Source organism: Kaistella yananensis, assembly GCF_026107505.2.
GTDB classification, from domain to species: Bacteria; Bacteroidota; Bacteroidia; order Flavobacteriales; family Weeksellaceae; genus Kaistella; species Kaistella yananensis.
The window spans coordinates 210147-228866 of sequence record NZ_JAPCHZ010000005.1; the positions used below are offsets into that span (position 1 = coordinate 210147).

General features: G+C 38.9%; 19 protein-coding genes. 8 read left to right on the forward strand and 11 right to left on the reverse strand.

The genetic code is table 11. The features are described from left to right. Positions 1 to 9 precede the first annotated feature (9 nt). From OK344_RS10180 to OK344_RS10230, 11 genes are all read right to left on the reverse strand, one after another. Positions 10 to 957: an electron transfer flavoprotein subunit alpha/FixB family protein gene (locus OK344_RS10180; protein ID WP_088468934.1), complete on the reverse strand. Its 948-nt coding sequence runs from the start codon at positions 955 to 957 to the stop codon at positions 10 to 12. Between the two features lie 30 nt (positions 958 to 987). Further along, positions 988 to 1734 carry an electron transfer flavoprotein subunit beta/FixA family protein gene (locus OK344_RS10185; protein WP_265144689.1) on the reverse strand — a complete coding sequence of 249 codons (747 nt, stop codon included), beginning with the start codon at positions 1732 to 1734 and terminating at the stop codon, positions 988 to 990. Between the two features lie 135 nt (positions 1735 to 1869). Then, the gene (locus tag OK344_RS10190; RefSeq protein ID WP_265144690.1) at positions 1870 to 2574 is read right to left on the reverse strand and encodes an SDR family oxidoreductase; all 705 of its coding nucleotides are present in this window, start codon (positions 2572 to 2574) and stop codon (positions 1870 to 1872) included. 54 nt (positions 2575 to 2628) lie between these two features. Then, positions 2629 to 4011, reverse strand: a complete 1383-nt coding sequence (locus tag OK344_RS10195; RefSeq protein WP_265144691.1) for a dipeptidase — start codon at positions 4009 to 4011, stop codon at positions 2629 to 2631. A gap of 99 nt (positions 4012 to 4110) precedes the next feature. Next, a complete protein-coding gene (locus OK344_RS10200; RefSeq protein ID WP_265144692.1) occupies positions 4111 to 4365 on the reverse strand; it encodes a hypothetical protein in 255 nt (84 codons plus the stop codon). A 132-nt stretch (positions 4366 to 4497) separates the two neighbouring features. Then, entirely contained in the window at positions 4498 to 5664 is a 1167-nt protein-coding gene (locus OK344_RS10205; protein WP_265144694.1) for a class I SAM-dependent methyltransferase, read from the reverse strand. A 6-nt stretch (positions 5665 to 5670) separates the two neighbouring features. Continuing rightward, on the reverse strand, positions 5671 to 6834 hold the full coding sequence (locus OK344_RS10210; protein ID WP_265144695.1) for a methylmalonyl-CoA mutase family protein: 1164 nt from the start codon (positions 6832 to 6834) through the stop codon (positions 5671 to 5673). Positions 6835 to 6837: 3 nt separating this feature from the next. Continuing rightward, positions 6838 to 7191, reverse strand: coding sequence for an FtsB family cell division protein (locus tag OK344_RS10215; RefSeq protein ID WP_088468927.1), 354 nt, complete (start codon positions 7189 to 7191; stop codon positions 6838 to 6840). 2 nt (positions 7192 to 7193) lie between these two features. Then, positions 7194 to 7811 (reverse strand): uridine kinase, encoded by a 618-nt coding sequence (gene udk, locus OK344_RS10220; protein ID WP_088468926.1) that lies wholly within the window; start codon positions 7809 to 7811, stop codon positions 7194 to 7196. Positions 7812 to 7895: 84 nt separating this feature from the next. Beyond that, the gene (locus tag OK344_RS10225; RefSeq protein WP_088469527.1) at positions 7896 to 8453 is read right to left on the reverse strand and encodes a SanA/YdcF family protein; all 558 of its coding nucleotides are present in this window, start codon (positions 8451 to 8453) and stop codon (positions 7896 to 7898) included. 70 nt (positions 8454 to 8523) lie between these two features. Then, on the reverse strand, positions 8524 to 9648 hold the full coding sequence (locus OK344_RS10230) for a 2Fe-2S iron-sulfur cluster-binding protein (RefSeq protein ID WP_265144696.1): 1125 nt from the start codon (positions 9646 to 9648) through the stop codon (positions 8524 to 8526). Positions 9649 to 9680: 32 nt separating this feature from the next. Here OK344_RS10230 and OK344_RS10235 point away from each other — a divergent pair, with 32 nt between their 5' ends. From OK344_RS10235 to OK344_RS10270, 8 genes are all read left to right on the forward strand, one after another. Next, positions 9681 to 10253, forward strand: coding sequence for a TlpA family protein disulfide reductase (locus OK344_RS10235; protein ID WP_265144697.1), 573 nt, complete (start codon positions 9681 to 9683; stop codon positions 10251 to 10253). 32 nt (positions 10254 to 10285) lie between these two features. After that, positions 10286 to 11263: an iron chelate uptake ABC transporter family permease subunit gene (locus OK344_RS10240; protein ID WP_265144698.1), complete on the forward strand. Its 978-nt coding sequence runs from the start codon at positions 10286 to 10288 to the stop codon at positions 11261 to 11263. Position 11264: 1 nt separating this feature from the next. Beyond that, complete coding sequence (locus OK344_RS10245; protein WP_265144699.1) at positions 11265 to 12188, forward strand: ABC transporter ATP-binding protein; 924 nt, start codon at positions 11265 to 11267, stop codon at positions 12186 to 12188. Positions 12189 to 12350: 162 nt separating this feature from the next. Continuing rightward, positions 12351 to 12809 (forward strand): MarR family winged helix-turn-helix transcriptional regulator, encoded by a 459-nt coding sequence (locus OK344_RS10250; RefSeq protein ID WP_265144700.1) that lies wholly within the window; start codon positions 12351 to 12353, stop codon positions 12807 to 12809. Positions 12810 to 12852: 43 nt separating this feature from the next. After that, positions 12853 to 15246: a 3-hydroxyacyl-CoA dehydrogenase/enoyl-CoA hydratase family protein gene (locus OK344_RS10255; protein ID WP_265144701.1), complete on the forward strand. Its 2394-nt coding sequence runs from the start codon at positions 12853 to 12855 to the stop codon at positions 15244 to 15246. Between the two features lie 60 nt (positions 15247 to 15306). Then, complete coding sequence (locus OK344_RS10260) at positions 15307 to 15663, forward strand: four helix bundle protein (RefSeq protein WP_265144702.1); 357 nt, start codon at positions 15307 to 15309, stop codon at positions 15661 to 15663. Positions 15664 to 15712: 49 nt separating this feature from the next. Next, on the forward strand, positions 15713 to 16891 hold the full coding sequence (locus OK344_RS10265; RefSeq protein WP_265144703.1) for a thiolase family protein: 1179 nt from the start codon (positions 15713 to 15715) through the stop codon (positions 16889 to 16891). 16 nt (positions 16892 to 16907) lie between these two features. Then, entirely contained in the window at positions 16908 to 18686 is a 1779-nt protein-coding gene (locus OK344_RS10270) for an acyl-CoA dehydrogenase FadE (RefSeq protein ID WP_088468917.1), read from the forward strand. The last annotated feature ends 34 nt before the right edge of the window (positions 18687 to 18720 follow it).

The following is an 18720-nucleotide window of genomic DNA, read 5'->3' on the forward strand; positions in this document are numbered from 1 at the left end:
AGGCTTAAATTAACCTTTCAATGCTTTAATTTTCTGAGTAAGTTCCGGAATAATCTGGAACGCATCGCCAACAATTCCGTAATCTGCTGACTTGAAGAACGGCGCTTCGGGATCGCTGTTGATTACAACAATGGTTTTAGAAGAGTTAACTCCCGCCAAATGCTGAATTGCACCCGAAATACCTACTGCGATGTAAAGATTCGGAGCAATTGCTTTTCCGGTTTGCCCAACGTGCTCAGAATGCGGTCTCCAACCGATATCCGAAACAGGTTTCGAACATGCAGTTGCTGCACCTAAAGTCGCTGCAAGATCTTCAATCATTCCCCAGTTTTCCGGTCCTTTCATTCCACGTCCGGCAGAAACTACTACTTCAGCTTCTTTAAGATCAAGTTTTCCTGAACTTTGTTCGTGAGAAAGTACTTTGGTATCTTCATTTTCGATGGTCAGATTTTTTACTTCCTCAGTTCCTGAAGCAGGATTTTCTTTCACACCAAAAGCATTCTGTGAAACGGTTACAATAACGCCCGACGCATCAGCTTTAGCATGCATAAATCCTTTTCCTGAAAATGCTCTTCTCTTTACCTGGAAAGGCGTAACGCTTTCCGGAGCTTCTAAAACATTGGTAATTAAAGAATAATTCTTCATAATCGCCAACATGGGTGCAACAGAAGAAGCGTCGGTCGTGTGAGGAAACACAATGATATTTCCGTCAGCAACTTCACTTACTGCTTTTGCGTAAGCTTTTGCACTGAAGTTTTTCAACCCTTCATCCTTGATATTGATGACTTTATCTGCACCATATTTATACAAAAGGTCTGATGAATCTGTAGGGTTCACGGAAATTGCAGTCACTGTTTCACCAAGCTGACCAGCTACTGTTTTTGCATAAGAAACCGCCTCGAAAGCCGCTTTCTTGTAAATTCCGTTTATATTTTCTGCGTATACGAATACTGCCATTTTTTTTGAATTTTAAATGTTGAAATTAGATTAAATCACTTTTGCCTCTTCGTGAAGCAGCCTCACCAATTCGTCGATATTATCCGCAGCAACCATTTTCACAGCGGCTCTTGCCGGCACAGCATCGTAAGAAACACCTTCTACTTTAACTTCAGAACCTACCGGCTCCTGAATATGCAATGGCTTTGTTCTTGCCGACATAATTCCTCTCATGTTCGGGATGATTAAATCTTTTTCATCAACCAATCCTTTCTGTCCTGCGATTACCGCCGGTAATTTTACAGAAATAGTTTCTTTTCCACCTTCAATTTCTCTTACTGCGTTTACCTCAGAACCATTTACCTCAAGACCTACACATGCATTTACGAAAACCTGATCCAGAATCTGCGCTACCATTCCCGGTACCGCTCCACCATTGTAATCAATAGATTCTTTACCGCAAAGAATTAAATCGTAGCCGCCATTTTTAGCAATATTCGCAATCTCTGTCGCCACCGAAAAACTGTCTTTCGCATCGGTATTTACTCTGATGGCATCATTTGCTCCAATAGCCAGTGCTTTTCTGATAACAGCCTCTGTTGTAGCGTCTCCTACATTCACAACTGTAACCGTAGCTCCCTGAGATTCCTGTAGCTTAACAGCTTTTGTTAAAGAGAATTCGTCAAGAGGATTAATTACCCACTGAATTCCGTTTTTGTCGAACGCAGATTTATCTGCTGTAAAATTAATTTTTGAAGTAGTATCCGGAACACTACTGATACAAACTAATATTTTCATGTGTTTATTATTTTTGATTTTTGGTTTTTAAGCCTAAGTTTTTTAATAAAATATACGGTTGTAATTTTCGCTAAGATAAAAATAATATATTATGCATGCATAGCATTTAGCAAAAATTTGATATTTTATACATAATTAACTGTTTGGTTTGGAAGGTCTGATCTCGATCTTACTTGGCAAAGCACGTGGATTCATTTTGAAAATATCAACAACCAGTTCGCCCAGGTCTTCAGGCTGAATCTTCCATGCATCTTTATCAGAAGGGTCATTACCATTAAAATAAGTGGAAACCGAACCAGGCATAATGGTTGAAACTTTGATGTTGTATTTACGCAAATCGATCATTGCAGCCTGCGTGAAGCCTACAACTCCGAATTTAGAAGCGTTGTATCCGCTACCATTTTCAAAGAAATTGGCTCCGGCCAAGCTTGAAATACTGATGAAATAACCCTCAGATTTTTTGACTTCATCCACCGAGGCTTTCAGCGTATGAAAAACACCACTAAGGTTAGTATCGATCATATCATTCCATTCCTCTAACGAAAGTTCGTCAACAGGTTTGAAAATTCCGAGACCTGCATTTGCGATCACATAATCTAATCTGCCGAATTTTTTAACAATTTCTGAAACTGCAGTTTTTTCGTCCTCAAAATTTTTAACGTCAGAGGCAATGCCAAAAACTTTTGTATCATCTTCCGATAATATTCTTGCTGCTTCTTCCGCGTCTTCCTGTTTTCTGCCGGAAACCGCGACTTTAATTCCGTGTTTCAGTAAAACCTGGGCAATTCCGAAACCGATTCCTTTGGTTCCTCCTGTAATGTACGCTACTTTATCTTTCATCTTTTTCTGATTTTTAATTGTTAAAAAAATGCCTCAAAATGAGGCATTATAATGTTATGCTTTCGCGTAATTTTCAAAGAAAAGCGGAATACTTTCGATTCCTTTATAGAAATTAAATAATCCATAATGCTCATTCGGCGAGTGGATTGCATCGGAATCTAAACCGAATCCCATCAAAACAGATTTAGATCCCAAAACCTGCTCAAACATCGCTGTAATGGGGATACTTCCGCCACTTCTGTACGGTAAAACTTCTTTACCGAAAGCCGTTTCCATCGCTTTTTTCGCTGCCAGAAATTCTTTGGTATCGCTTGGTAAAACGTATGGCATTCCGCCGTGATGTGGATTCACTTTTACTTTTACGTTGGCAGGAGCAATTTTTTCAAAATATTTGGTGAATTTTTCCGTGATTTCTTCCGGAGTTTGGTAAGGAACCAAACGCATGGAAATTTTCGCAAAAGCTTTGCTTGGAATTACTGTTTTCGCACCTTCGCCGGTGTAGCCACCCCAAATTCCGTTACAGTCTAAAGTTGGGCGGATCGAAGTTCTTTCTAAAGTCGTATAACCTGTTTCCCCTTCTACTCCGTTCAATCCGATTGATTTTTTGAAACCTTCGGGATCATCTTTCAGCTTGTTCATTTCTGCTCTTTCTTCCTGGGAAACCACATCTACGTTATCGTAAAATCCGTCGATGGTAATGTGTCCGTTTTCGTCAATTAAATTGGCGATCATTCGGGAAAGCACATGAATTGGATTTGGAACCGCACCGCCATAAAGTCCGGAATGGAGATCTCTGTTTGGTCCTTCTACTTCCACTTCAACATAACTCAAACCGCGCAAACCGGTAGTTACTGTAGGCTGTTCGTTCGAATAAATATGCGTATCGGAAATCAAAATCGTGTCGCAGGCAAGTTTCTCGGTGTTTTGTTTCACGAAACCTTCCAGACTTTTAGAGCCTACTTCTTCTTCACCTTCTAATATAAATTTCACGTTGCATGGCAAAGTACTGGTTTTCATCATGGCTTCAAACGCCTTAACATGCATGAAAAACTGGCCCTTATCATCCGCTGCCCCTCTGGCAAAAATAGCGCCTTCCGGATGGAGTGCCGTTTTTTCGATATAAGGTTCAAATGGTGGTTTTGTCCATAATTCCAGCGGATCCGGCGGCTGCACATCGTAGTGACCGTACACAAGAACAGTTGGTAAATTTTTATCTAAGATTTTTTCCCCATAAACAATAGGATAACCTTCGGTTGGACAAACTTCCACATGATCTGCACCTGCATTATTCAGGTGTTTGGCAACTTCATCAGCGCATTTCAGCACTTCGTCTTTGTATGCAGGATCTGCAGAAATCGATGCAATCTTCAGCAGTTCAAAGAGTTCATCAACATACCGCTGTTTATTTTCGTTGATGTAATTTAGGGTTTCTTGCATTTTATTTTTACTTAAATTATTAAAAATCGAATCTTGTAAAAATAAAAAAAATGTCCTGCATAAGCAAGACATCTTCTTCTTTTTATATAATACGGTGTACTATTTTACAGCTGTTTTTGTACTGTCTGCCGTAATTTGTACTTCTTTTACTTCAGCAGTTCTCACTGAATCCTGAGCCACTGCAGATTCGGCAACGTTATCGGCAGGAGCTTCAATATAAGTGCCTTTTACATCATCAGAATATCTTTCTGCACCTTCTTCCATTTTCAGAACTCCCTTATTGGAACCTGCCTGAATTTTTTTACAGCTCACCACAAAACTTGCACATGCAAAAACTAAAATAATTTTTTTCATAAGTAATTTCTATTTTTTTATAAAGTCTTATGCAACCGCTGAATATGCATTATGAACCATGGCGATCCCAGATCAACTTTTTGATTGGCCAAAAGTAAGAAATATTACGATTTGCCCCAAATATTTAAAAGATTATTCAACAGATCTTAAAATAATTCTCCCTTTCTGGCTTTGGGTAAAAATTAAATAGGTTTTTCCGCCATCTGAAATCTTATATTTTTTCTTAATTTCATCGGGTGAAAGCGGATAATTCTTCGAAATAATATTAAATTTTTCGCCTTTTAGAATCTGTTTTGGCGCAGTAACACCAACCTTCAGCACTCTTCCCGGAAAATCTTCAACCACCTCATCCGATGTATAAAAATGGGTGTTCGCATGAAGCTTTAAAAGTTTAAACTTTTTTGCAACAGTATTGAAAGCCCCCGATTTTAAAACCGCATTGTTCGGTAAATAAAAGAAATTATGCGGATCAGAATATTCTGCAACCGCATTTTTTTCATCATTAAAAACAAAAACAAAATCCGGATCTGTACTTTCAAGATTTACACATTTAATTTCTGTATCGGTGTGGGAATTTTTCCTGTTTATAAAAACTAGAAGTTCCTTCACCTCATTTTTCACCGCTATAATTTCAATTTTCGAAACATTTTTTACAACAGAAAGCAGATATGAAATGTCGATGAGCGGTGAAAGTTTAATGATGATTTCATCTGAAATCTCTCCCAATTTTTCCTGAATTTCGAGCAAATTCGGCGATAGGTCTTCCAGAAGGAATTTTTTGTTTTTCTTAGCATCGCGCCGCGCCGGATCAAGATATATTAAATCAAATTTATTGGTGTTTTTAGTAAGGAAATCCTCCAAATTTTGATTGAGAAAATTTGCGGTTCTGCCGAGAATTTTCCAGTTGTGTTTTACTGTTTCCAGGAGTTCGGTATTCTGTTCAACAAGCGTAACTTCATCAAAATTCTGAGATAAAAAATACGCATCAATTCCAAATCCTGAAGTGAGATCAAGAAAATTTTTCCCTTTTAAATTTTTGGCTTTAAATTCTGCTGTTGATTGCGACGAAGCCTGTTCCAGATTAAGATTTGGCGGAAAAATAATGCCATCCCGAAGCAGAAACGGAAACTTTTTCTGTGCAACTTTTTTTCCTTTAATCTGCTGCGCAATTTCGTGCATCGAAACGTCCGGAAACGGCGACTTTTTCAGTAACAAAGAATGCAAATCAGCCGTGAGATTTGCATTGATATAATTTTGAATTTCTTCAGTAAGAATTGAAGGGTTTATGCCTGTTTTCATCTCATATTATTCAAACATTTCAGCCCAGCGCACCGGTTTAATCACTGACGAATCATAAAGCTCTTCCACCGATTTTGTTTTTTCGTGTTTCGGATAAAGATTTATGCCGATGAGTTTTATCTTACCTGTTTCAACCCAACTCTGTTCTTTAACAGCCTGCTCATAAATCATTTGCTGAATTTTGCCAGCTTTTAGATTTTCGCAGTAACCACCGTTATTTTCTATTTCCAAAAATAATTTCCAGGCGTTTTCTGCAAACTGCTGCGTGATGTTTTCAATATAATAACTGCCGTTTCCGCCGTCTTCAAAAACATTGATAATACTTTCGTAAGCCAGAACGATCTGCTGTTTGAACGAAATTTCTTCGGAAAGCGCAGTAGCATTTTCAAGTCTGAAATCATTGCTGAAAACTGCATCTGCACCGCCAATCATTGCCGCGGAAAGCTCTAATGTAGAACGAATCAGGTTGTTTTCAGGTTCATTTTTTGATTTGTTTCTCAGAGAAGTTTCAGCAAAAATATAGGGAACTTCATTTTTACCGAATTCTTTTGAAAGCTGAATAAAAAGAAGTTTAAATGCGCGGATTTTAGCCAGTTCAAAGAAATAATTCGCGCCTACCGCAAATCTGAAAACGAGCTTGTTTAAGATTTCTGCACCGAAAAATTCCGTTAGGTCTTTCGTTTTGGCCAGTGCAAAAGCAAGCTGCTGTACAATTGATGCACCGGAATTTTGCTGAAAGGCTACGTCAATGCAGATATTTCTTTCGAAATCTTTGGCCAGAAGTTCTTTTCCCAGCTGTTCATTAAGTTCACCGTTTTCTTCAGAAAAAATGTCAATGAGCGAAAGACAGCGGTTATTTTCATCGGCAGAAATATGTTCAGCAAGGTCTTTGTTATTGATGAACAGTACTTTTTCTTCAAGATTTTCTACGTTTTCGTTCAGGAGAAAAGCAAAAACATTTTCTTCAAGATCTTCGCGGTATTTTGCAACCAACTGGGCAGATTCCTCAATTTTGGGTAAATTCTCCAGCGGTTTTTCTACTGAGGCGTAAAAAGGCTTCACAATGATTCCTTCGAGATTTTCTTTTGAAAGAATTTCGTAAATATTTTCGGTTTTCAGCTGTTTCTGAACGAGATTTTCCCAATCGGAAAGTGTGGTCTTTGTGAACATTTTTTACTGTGTTTTCGTAATATTCGTACTATCTACCACTAAAATAAAAATTTCTTCATTGGGCTTCTTCATGAAATAATTTTCGCGGGCAAATTTTTCCTTTTCAGATTTGTTGTTCATGAGCTTTTTGTAGAAAGCATCGTTCTTTTGGTACTCTTCTTTGTAATAAGCCAGTTGCTTTTCGTACTTGTTTATTTCTCCGTTCATTTCGTTGATTACGAGAAATGAAGTGCTGTCGAAAAAGACCATCCAAACCAAAAAAAGGAAAATGGTAATGAAATATTTATTCAGAACGTATTTTTGAATGAATTTTAAAGCAGGCGTTTTCGGCTTGATGTCTTTAATTAATTCTTTCATAATTAATGTGTTTTTTTCAGCGTATTGTTGATTACCGTTGAAAGGAAATCAATCGCCACTGTATTTTGTTTCATGTTGGGAACGATAAGATCAGCTTCGTTTTTCGATGGTTCTATAAATTCCATGTGCATGGGTTTCAGCGTGGTTTGGTAACGGTGCAGAACTTCCTGCAGATCGCGGCCCCGTTCCTGAGTGTCGCGGCGAATTCTTCTGATCAACCTTTCGTCGGAATCTGCATGAACAAAAACTTTAAGATCATATTCCTTTAAAAGTTCAGGGTTTGTCAGTACAAGAATTCCCTCAACAATCAGTACATTTTTTGGCTCAATCTGTACATGATCACCGGTTCTGGAATGGGTTACAAACGAATAAATTGGCTGCTCGATCGCTTCCCCATTTTTCAAAGATTTAACATGTGAAATCAAAAGTTCGAAATCGATGGACTTTGGGTGATCGTAATTCAAAACTTCGCGTTCTGCCAATGTAAGCTGCTGGTTATCATGATAATAATTATCCTGAGACAGAACGTTTACACCTTCAGCATTCAGTTGCTGAAGAATTTTGTTTACAACGGTAGTTTTCCCGGAGCCTGTACCTCCTGCAATTCCGATAACGAGCATAAATTATAATTTCTGCAAATATAAGATTATGTATGGGTTTTAATAAAAATTAAAGTTATGAATTTACACAATTTTCCGGGAAAATCACCCTTTTCTTTCAATTCCAAACACATAATAAACCACCGCCAGCACACGGGCCAAAAATTCCCGCGACTGATTGCGGTAATAACTCTGGTTGCTTAAAACATCCTGCGCATCAAATCCCAGCGCATTCATATCATTATTCCGCGCATAAAAAAGCGCACGAAGGTTATGAAAACCCTGCGAAACAATAATCACATCGTTCTGCTGGTATATATTTTTGCAATTGCTGATGCTGGCCTGGGTTTTAAAACCTTTGGGGTCTTCAATAATGATACGTTCCGGCACTCCTTCCTGATAAACCAGATAATTTTTCATAGCAAAAGGCTCATCGTAACCCGGACTTTTTTCGCCACTCACAATAATTTTTTTGATTTTTCCGTGATGGTAAAGCAAAGCGGTAGCATCCATCCGAGAAGTAAAATAGGGGTTTGAGAGTCCGGATTTCATCTTCGGGGAAGTTCCCAGGACCAATGCTGTTTCCCGCGGCGGAATCTTAGAAATTCTGGTGTAGGTACGTCCATTAGTTAATGCATACACCCACACATTTGCCAAAATCATCAGCAAAACACCAATTTCTACCAGCGTAAAAAAAGATTTTAATATGTTTAAAATTCTTTTCAAACCTTACTTAAACAAGATCAAAATTAACTTTTATTTTCTTACTTAGCATTACCGACATGCAGGCAAGGATTTTTCCTGAGGCTTCTTCTTTTTCTGTTAAATATTCGTTTTCAAGAAGTTCAACTTCACCTTCTTCCAGCACACACTCGCAGCTGCCACAAATGCCTGATTTACAGGAATAAGGCACAGGAAACCCCTGGATTAAAAGTTGCTGCAGGAGTTTTACTTCATTGTTCTTTAACGTTGTTGAATAATTTTTGTTGAACAGTTTAAAATCAACTTCAATATTCTCCACACGCGGAAAATCTTTTTCTACGGGATAAATATCTTCATTATATTCTTCGAAAAGTTCGAAATGAATATTTTTTTTGGGAATTCCGCTATTGTAGCAGGCATTTGCCAGTGATTTTATCATCTCACCTTTTCCACAAATCAACACTTCATCCACCGCATCCCAAATGGTGTTTTCTTCATCGGTATCATCCAAATGAAGAATCTGGTTGATGATTAATTTTAGTTTTCTCTCATCTAAACGCCCGTGAAATAAGTTATCTGACGTTGGTTCCTGCGAAAAGAAATAGAAAATCTGAAGCCGGTCGGCATATTTTTTCGCTAAACTGTCCAATTCATTTTTAAAAGCAATTTCTTCAGATTTGCGGTTGCCGTAAAACATAAAAAGTCTGGTTCTTGGTTCTTTATGAAGAATATTTTTAAAATGACTGAGCAGCGGAGTAATCCCAATTCCGCCCGCAAAACCAATAATTGTGCGAAATTCGTGAGGTTTTGAAACCAGCGTAAATCTTCCTTTCGGTTCAGAAATTTCTACTTCATCACCAACTTCGAAGTCATTGATTAAATCTTTTGTGGAACTTTCTTCGTTATTGATCTTTATACCAAGCGCAATCTTCTCCTCATACGGCGCGGACGTCATTGAAAAATCGTTCTGAAAAACCCCTCGTTTTGAAGGGTATCTTATCGTTACATATTGGCCGGCTTCAAACTCATAATTTAATTTTAAAGCTTCCGGAATTTCAAACTCCAGTGCAAATGTGTTTTTGGTAAGTTGCTGCTTTTTCGTTAATTTTAGCCGGTGAAATTCTCCTTGCTTCGCTTTGGGTAATCGTTTTTCCATATCAAATATCCTTCAAAAATAATAAAAATAAAATGAAAAAACTCCTTCTGAGCGCGATGATTCTGGTTGCAGTCACTGCATGTAAAAAAGAAAGTATAATCACTGAAAATACTGAAAGTACGACTGGTGATTCTGTCACTGTTCCGGAATCCAATGAGATTTCTGAAGCCATTATTCCTTTCAAACAGATCGAATTAAGCCCCCAAGAAACTTCGGAAATCCTTGCCAAAAAAGATAACGACACTTTATATGTTACCAACTTTTTCGCAACTTGGTGCGGACCGTGCATGCGCGAGATGCCGCATTTTAAAGAAAAAATAAAAGAAATGGAATCGCAGCCGGTGAAATTTACTTTTGTAGGTTTGGATCCGAAAGAAGACTGGGAAACCAAAGTAAAGGCTTTTGCTGAAGAAAACAACCTCTCAAAACATATTGTTCTGGTTGACGGACAAAAACTTACGCCTGAATTTTTTCCTAAAAACTTCAAACAGTGGGACGGTGGCTCAATTCCTTTTACGTTCATGAGAAAAGGCGATAAAACCGACGAAACCATAGGAATGATGAGCAAAGAAATGTTGGACGAAAAGATTAATTCATTTAAATAATTCGAAGGTTAAAAGCTTCAGGGCTTAGTATAATGTCCAAAAAATTCAAGATCATTGCCTTTTTCATCACGGTCGGAATTATGATTTCGGTTGCTGTAAACCTGAATATTGGTTTTATGAAACTGAATTTTGCCGATTTTTTTGTTTCGGATACGGATAATTCTCAAATCGCGCAGCTAAGGATCAACAGGGTTTTGGCGATGGCTTTGGCAGGAATTTCAATTCCCACTTCTGGTTTTCTTTTACAGGAATATTTTCAGAATCCATTGGCCGGGCCTTCGGTTTTGGGAATTACTTCGGTGGCGAGTTTAAGTGTTGCTTTTTACATTTTTTTTGCACAGAATCTCGTACTTCCCGAAGTTTTACAGAACAGCTTCCTGAGCATTTCGGCAATTGGCGGAAGCTTGATCCTGATGCTTATTTTACTGGCATTTTCAAACAGATTTCAGGATAAATCTTTCCTGATTATTTTTGGATTTCTGGTATCGGCTTTGGCGGGCGCAATTGTTTCGATTCTGCAGTTTTATGCAGAAAACCAGAGTCTGAAAAATTATATTCTCTGGAGTTTCGGTGCGAACAATCAGGTTTCTACAAATCAGGTTTGGGTGTTGACAATAATTGTTTTGATTGGAATATTTTTGAGCTTTAAATCAATAAAGCCTCTCATCGGAAACTCTCTGGGAGCAGCTTACGCACAAAGCCTGGGTGTAAATCTTAATCAACTGAAACTTTTCGTTATTGTAGCCTCTTCTATACTATCGGCTTCTGTAACGGCATTTTTAGGACCTATTCTCTTTATCGGTATTGTAGTTCCGCATTTCTGCAGAATTATTTATAATCCTGCAAAACTTTGGCAACAGTGGATTCTGAACATGATTTTAGGAATTTTCATCATGGAATTTTTCTCTGTTATTTCCGAAACTACACAGTTTCCACTAAATGTAATTACTTCACTTTTCGGAATTCCGGTAATTCTGGCAATGATGATGAAGAATAAAAAAATTGCTTAAAATGTTTCTGGAGCTTAAAAATACAGCAGTCGGATACAAAACACCTTTAATAAGAGGAATTGAAACCGATTTGGATTTAGGCGAAATCTGTCTACTCATCGGAAACAACGGTGTTGGGAAAACCACTTTAATTAAAAGCATTTTAAATCAAACATCTCTAATTTCGGGGGATATTTTACTTGACGGAAAAAACATAAAAACCCTCAGCAATAAAGAAATCGCCGAACGCGTCGCAGTGGTTTTTTCCAAATCGCAGATTCCTGCAAACTATACGCTTACAGACCTTGTCTCTTTGGGAAAATATATACATTATCCTTATTATTTCGAACTGAATGCCCAGGATCAGAATGAAGTTGACGAAATCATCGAAAGTTTACATCTAAACCAATACCGACATTTTCCTCTGCAGAAACTCTCGGACGGAAATCTTCAAAAAGCTTTTATTGGAAGGGCTTTGGCGCAAAATTCACCGATGATTATTCTCGATGAGCCAACCACACATTTGGATGAGGAAAATAAAATCGTCATTCTGAAATTACTCCGGAAACTAGCCAAAACACGGAATAAACTTATCCTGTTTTCGTCGCACGACTGGCGCTTAGCAAAAGAATTTGCTGACCGGATCTGGCTTATAAACGAAGAAACACTGGATGCCGGAATTACGGAAGATATTTTATTAAAACATGACGAATTACTGAATCCCAAAATTTTTCATTTTACCGACAGTTTTGTCCCGCCACAAATCATTGCACCTATTTTACAGAAAGAAATGCTCTATTCTTTTCTCCAAAAAAACACTTCAAAAAACCTTTCATCTATAAAATTTGAATTTAAAGATGGATTTTGGTTGATTTCCGGTGACAATTTTCAACAAAAATGCTTTTCCTTTAACGAAGTATCAGATTTAATTGCAAACATCGGATAATTCGATATTTACAGCATCTGTTTAAATTACTATGCATGCATAGTATTATGCTTTTCATATTAATTATTAAACTGATTTACAATCAATTACAGAAACAGGCGAAAATACTATGCATGCATAGTATTTTTTGTTATATTTGTCTAAATCACAACTTATAACACAATGGAACAAAAAAATATTGAAAGAGTTGAAAATATTGACCTGATTTTAAAGTCTACCTGGCTCGCAGTTTCAAAAATGTACTCTGAATTTGCACAGGATCACGATGCTACTGCTGTTCAGGCACTTACACTTTTAAAAATCGATCCAAAAGAAGGAACCCGAAGCACAAATCTTGGACCTAAAATGGCTATAGAGCCTACTTCTTTAACCAGAATCATCAAACTTTTAGAAGATAACGGCTATATCTACAAAGAAAAAACTCCAACCGATAAAAGAGAGGTCATCATCAAACTAACCGATAAAGGGCTGAACAGCAGAAACCTTTCAAAAGAAGTGGTGATGAATTTCAATAAAAAAGTAGTTGAAAAAATTTCTTCAGAGAAAATGGAAATTTTCAAGGAAGTAATGCAGGATATTCTGAAAATCGCAAACGAATTAAACAATAAAAATAAAGGATAAAACCAAAAGGTTGCATCAATAAAAAATAATTAAAATTTTAGAGATGAAAAGAAGAATCAAACATGTTACGGTTCTTGGTTCAGGAATAATGGGTTCGGGTATTGCAGCACACTTTGCCAATATTGGTGTTGAAGTGCTTCTGCTCGATATTGTTCCCTTTGAACTTACGGAAGCTGAACAGAAAAAAGGCTTAACCAAAGAAGACAAAGCCGTAAGAAACAGGATTGCCGCTGAAAATTTCGAGAAATTGAAGAAAGCAAGCCCGGCACTACTCTACTCCCCGAAATTTGCCGACCGGATCACCGTAGGAAACTTCGATGATGATCTTAAAAAAATCAAAAACACCGATTGGATTATTGAAGTGGTGGTTGAAAGACTCGACATCAAAAAATCAGTTTACGAAAAAATCGAACAGTTCAGAAAACCCGGAACACTGGTATCTTCCAACACTTCCGGAATTCCCATCCACTTCTTAATTGAAGGAAGAAGCGAGGATTTCAAGAAACATTTCGCGGGAACGCACTTTTTCAATCCAGTGCGATATTTACCGCTGCTGGAAGTGATTCCAACTCCGGAAACAGATCCGGAAATCGCTAAATTCTATATGGATTTTGGGGCTAAATTTCTTGGGAAGACTACAGTTTTAGCAAAAGACACACCTGCATTTATCGCCAACAGAATCGGTGTTTTCTCCATGATGAACCTTTTGCATGAAGTAAAAGAGTTAGGTTTAAATGTTACCGATATCGATAAACTGACAGGTCCGGTAATCGGCCGTCCGAAATCTGCAACCTTCAGAACTGCAGATGTGGTTGGTTTGGATACTTTGGTTCACGTGGCAAACGGTGTCCGCGAAAGCGGTGTTGAAGCCAATGATTTCAACAACGTATTTTCACTTCCGGAATACATCCAGAAAATGGTGGATAATAACTGGTTGGGTTCCAAATCTCAGCAGGGTTTCTACAAGAAAGTTAAAAATGCAGAAGGAAAATCCGAAATCCACGGCCTGAACCTCAATACCATGGAGTACGAGCTTCAGGGTAAATCAAGCTTCCCTACCCTTGAACTGACTAAAAACATCGACAAACCGATCGACCGTTTCAAAGTGCTGATTGGCGGAAAAGACAAAGCAGGTGAATTGTACCGAAAATCCTTAGGTGCTTTGTTTGCGTACGTTTCTCATAAAGTTCCGGAAATTTCTGACGAAGTATATAAAATCGACGATGCAATGCGCGCCGGTTTCGGCTGGGAAAACGGTCCGTTCGAAATTTGGGATGCGGTTGGTGTTCAGAAAGGAATCGAACTGGCTAAAGAAGCTGGTTATGAAGTTTCTGACTGGGTTAAAAATGTTGAAACGTTCTATAAAGTTAATGACGAAGGGCAGAGTATTTTCTTTGACAAAAACTCAGGAAACTACAGCAATATTCCGGGACAAGAAGCATTTATCATTCTTGATAATATCAGAAAAAACAAAACGCTTTGGAGCAATTCAGGTTCTGCCATTCAGGATTTAGGCGACGGAATTATCAATTTCGAGATCCGTTCCAAAATGAATTCCTTAGGCGGTGAAGTTTTAGATGGTCTGAACAGAGCAATCGACTTGGCTGAGAAAGAATACGACGGTTTGGTAATTGGTAATCAGGGAGCTAATTTCTCTGTTGGAGCAAATTTAGCCATGATTCTAATGATGGCGATCGAACAGGATTGGGACGATTTGAATATGGCAATTGCTTACTTCCAGAAATCCATGATGAGAGTTCGTTACTCTTCAATTCCTGTTGTAGTTGCTCCGCACGGTATGACTTTGGGCGGTGGTTGCGAAATGACCATGCACGCTGATAAAGTAGTTGCAGCAGCTGAAACTTACATCGGTCTTGTTGAAACCGGCGTTGGAGTAATTCCTGGTGGTGGTGGTACTAAAGAGTTTGCATTAAGAACTTCAAGAGAATTCCACAGTGACGATGTTAAGAATAACCGTCTTCGTGATGCTTTCATGAATATCGCGATGGGTAAAGTGGCGACTTCAGCGTACGAAGCTTACGATATGGGAATTTTAGAAAACCATAAAGACATTGTAGTAGTAAACAAAAACACGCAGATTCTTGAAGCTAAAAAAGTAGCAAAACTGATGGCTGACCAAGGTTACACGCAACCGATTGAACAGAAAGTGAAAGTTTTAGGTAAAGATGCATTGGGTATGTTCTACGTTGGAACCGATCAGATGCTGACCGGAAAATTCATCTCCGCACACGACAAACTGATTGCCGACAAATTAGCCAACGTTTTGGTCGGAGGAAATCTTTCTGAACCAACTGTTGTCACAGAACAATATTTATTGAATCTTGAAAGAGAAACATTCTTACAGCTTTGCGGCGAAAGAAAGACTTTGGAAAGAATTCAGTACATGCTACAAAACGGAAAACCGTTGAGGAATTAGACTGGAGACTTAGAGATATTAGACTTAGAGATAGAATCACAAAATTAAAATTCAACAAACATGCATAATATTGGAAAATTAAAAATCTGGAACGCTTCCATTGATTTATGTGTTGAAGTTTACGAAGCAGTAGCGAACATGCCTAATGATGAGCGATATGGTTTATCATCACAGATAAAAAGATCTGCTGTGTCAATTCCATCAAATATTGCTGAAGGAGCTGGTAGAGATTCGTCCCCTCAGTTTAATCAATTTCTAAATATTGCGTTTGGTTCATCTTACGAACTCCAGACTCAACTCATAATTTCTGAACGGTTAAACTTTATCACTAAAGAGGTAAATGAGCCAATCTTAAGCAAATTGGATGAAATTCAAAAAATGATTTACGTGTTTAAAGAAAATGTAAATAAAAAATAATTAACAACGCAAGAGTCTAATGTCTCTTGTCTAAAAATCTATAATCTAAATGAGACAAGCATATATCATTAAAGGTTTCAGAACCGCCGTAGGCAAAGCGCCAAAAGGCAGTCTGAGATTTACAAGACCAGATGTTCTGGCTGCAACAGTTATTGAGAAATTAATGGCTGCTGTTCCACAACTCGATAAAGACAGGATTGATGACCTTATTGTAGGGAACGCAATGCCGGAAGCCGAACAGGGACTGAATGTTGCCCGTTTAATTTCATTAATGGGATTAAATACCGACAAAGTTCCCGGAGTTACCGTAAACCGTTATTGTGCCTCAGGTTCTGAAGCCATCGCCATTGCATCAGCAAAAATACAAGCAGGAATGGCCGACTGTATCATTGCAGGTGGAACAGAATCCATGAGTTATATCCCAATGGGCGGCTACAAACCGGTTCCTGAAACTGAAATCGCAAAAACAAACCCTGATTACTATTGGGGAATGGGTTATACCGCGGAAGAAGTGGCCAATCAGTACAAAATCTCCCGTGAGGAGCAGGATCAGTTTGCTTACGAATCTCATATGAAAGCTTTAAAAGCCAATGAAGAAGGTAAATTCGCAAACCAGATTGTTTCCATCCCTGTAGAGTATAATTTCCTGGACGAAAACCAGAAAATGCAGACCAAAAAATTCGATTTCAATGTTGATGAAGGGCCAAGAAAAGATACTTCGATTGAAGGTTTGGCAAAACTTCGTCCGGTTTTCGCAAACGGAGGTTCGGTAACAGCAGGAAACTCATCCCAGATGAGTGACGGCGCGGCATTCGTGATTGTAATGTCCGAAGAAATGGTAAAGGAACTAGGTCTGGAACCGGAAGCAAGATTAGTAGCTTATGCAGCTGCAGGTTTAGAACCGAGAATCATGGGAATGGGACCAATCTATGCCATCCCAAAAGCTTTGAAACAGGCAGGTCTGGAACTTAAAGACATCGATTTGATAGAACTTAACGAAGCGTTCGCTTCACAATCCGTTGCGATAAAAAAAGAATTAAATCTAAATCCAGATATTCTTAATGTTAACGGTGGTGCAATCGCATTAGGTCACCCACTCGGCTGTACAGGAACCAAATTAACAGTTCAGCTTCTAGACGAGATGCGAAAACGCGGCAACAAATACGGAATGGTTTCCATGTGCGTAGGAACAGGTCAGGGAGCTGCTTCAATTTTTGAATTACTTTAAATTAAAAACCAAAATCATGAGCGATACAACACAAAAAACACTTATCGGGGGAGACTTCCTGATTACAGAAACTCCTGCAAAAGACATCTTCACGCTTGAAGAGCTGTCTGAAGAACAAAAGATGATGCGCGATTCTGCGAAAGAATTCATCGACAGAGAAGTGGTTCCGCACCACGAAAGATTCGAAAGCAAAGATTACGCATTAACCGAAGAAACCATGCGCAAGCTAGGCGAAATGGGCTTCCTCGGCGTAACAGTGCCTGAACAGTACGGCGGTCTTGGGATGGGTTTCGTAACCACCATGTTGGCGTGCGATTATCTTTCCGGCGGTAACGGTTCATTGGCGACTGCATACGGTGCCCACACAGGAATCGGAACTCTTCCGATCCTGCTTTACGGAACTGAAGAACAAAAAAATAAATACCTTCCGGATTTAGCTACAGGAACCAAATTTGGCGCTTACTGTTTAACTGAGCCGGATGCAGGTTCAGACGCAAACTCGGGGAAAACCAAAGCCAAACTTTCCGAAGACGGCAAACACTACATCATCAACGGACAGAAAATGTGGATTTCGAATGCAGGTTTTGCAGAGATTTTCATCGTTTTCGCGAAAATTGATGACGACAAAAACATCACCGGATTTATCGTAGAAAGAGATACCGAAGGTTTAACTTTCGGCGAAGAAGAGCACAAACTCGGCATCCGTTCCTCTTCTACCCGCCAGGTTTTCTTCAACGACATGAAGGTTCCTGTGGAAAATCTTTTAGGCGAAAGAAACAACGGTTTCAAAATCGCTTTAAATTCCCTGAATGTTGGCCGTATTAAACTGGCTGCAGCAAACCTTGACGGACAGAGAAGAATCTTAGCTCACGCAACAAAATACGCCAACGAAAGAAAACAGTTCGGTGTAGCAATCTCTACTTTCGGAGCGATCAGAAAAAAAATTGCTGAAATGGCGACCGGAATTTTCGTTTCAGAAGCCGGTTCTTACCGTGCCGCGAAAGATGTTCAGGATAAAATTGACGAGCTTGTTGCAGGCGGAATGAACCATCAGGAAGCTGAACTAAAAGGCGTTGAAGAATTTGCGGTAGAAGCATCCATCCTTAAAGTTTTTGTTTCAGATTTAACGCAGAATACTGCCGATGAAGGAATTCAGATTTACGGTGGTATGGGATTCTCTGCAGACGCACCTATGGAAGCAGCGTGGAGAGACTCCAGAATCGGCAGAATCTACGAAGGTACCAACGAAATCAACCGTCTTCTTGCGGTAGGAATGCTGATCAAGAAAACCATGAAAGGCCAGCTTGATCTTCTGAAACCAGCCATGGCAGTAGGAAAAGAACTGATGGGAATTCCGTCTTTCGATGTGCCCGATTATTCTGAACTGTTAAGCGAAGAAAAAGCCATAATTGCGAACCTGAAAAAAGTATTCTTAATGGTTTCCGGAGCTGCGCTTCAGAAATACATGATGGAAATGGAGAAACAGCAGCACTTATTATTAAACGCTTCAGAAATCCTGAACCAAATCTATATGGCTGAATCTGCAATTTTAAGAGCAGAGAAACATTTCAGCGCAGATTCTGTGGAAGTTGCCATGGCTCAGCTGAACCTGTACAAAGCCGTTGAAAAAATCATCGCAGCGGCCAAAGAAGGAATTATTTCTTTCGCGGAAGGCGACGAGCAGCGCATGATGCTTTCAGGCCTCCGAAGATTTACGAAATACACCAACCAGCCGAACATCATTGCACTTACCGAGAAAATCGCAGCGCATTATGTAGAGAAAGGTCATTACTAAACACAGTTTTTAAACTGCACTTAAAACGCCTCGG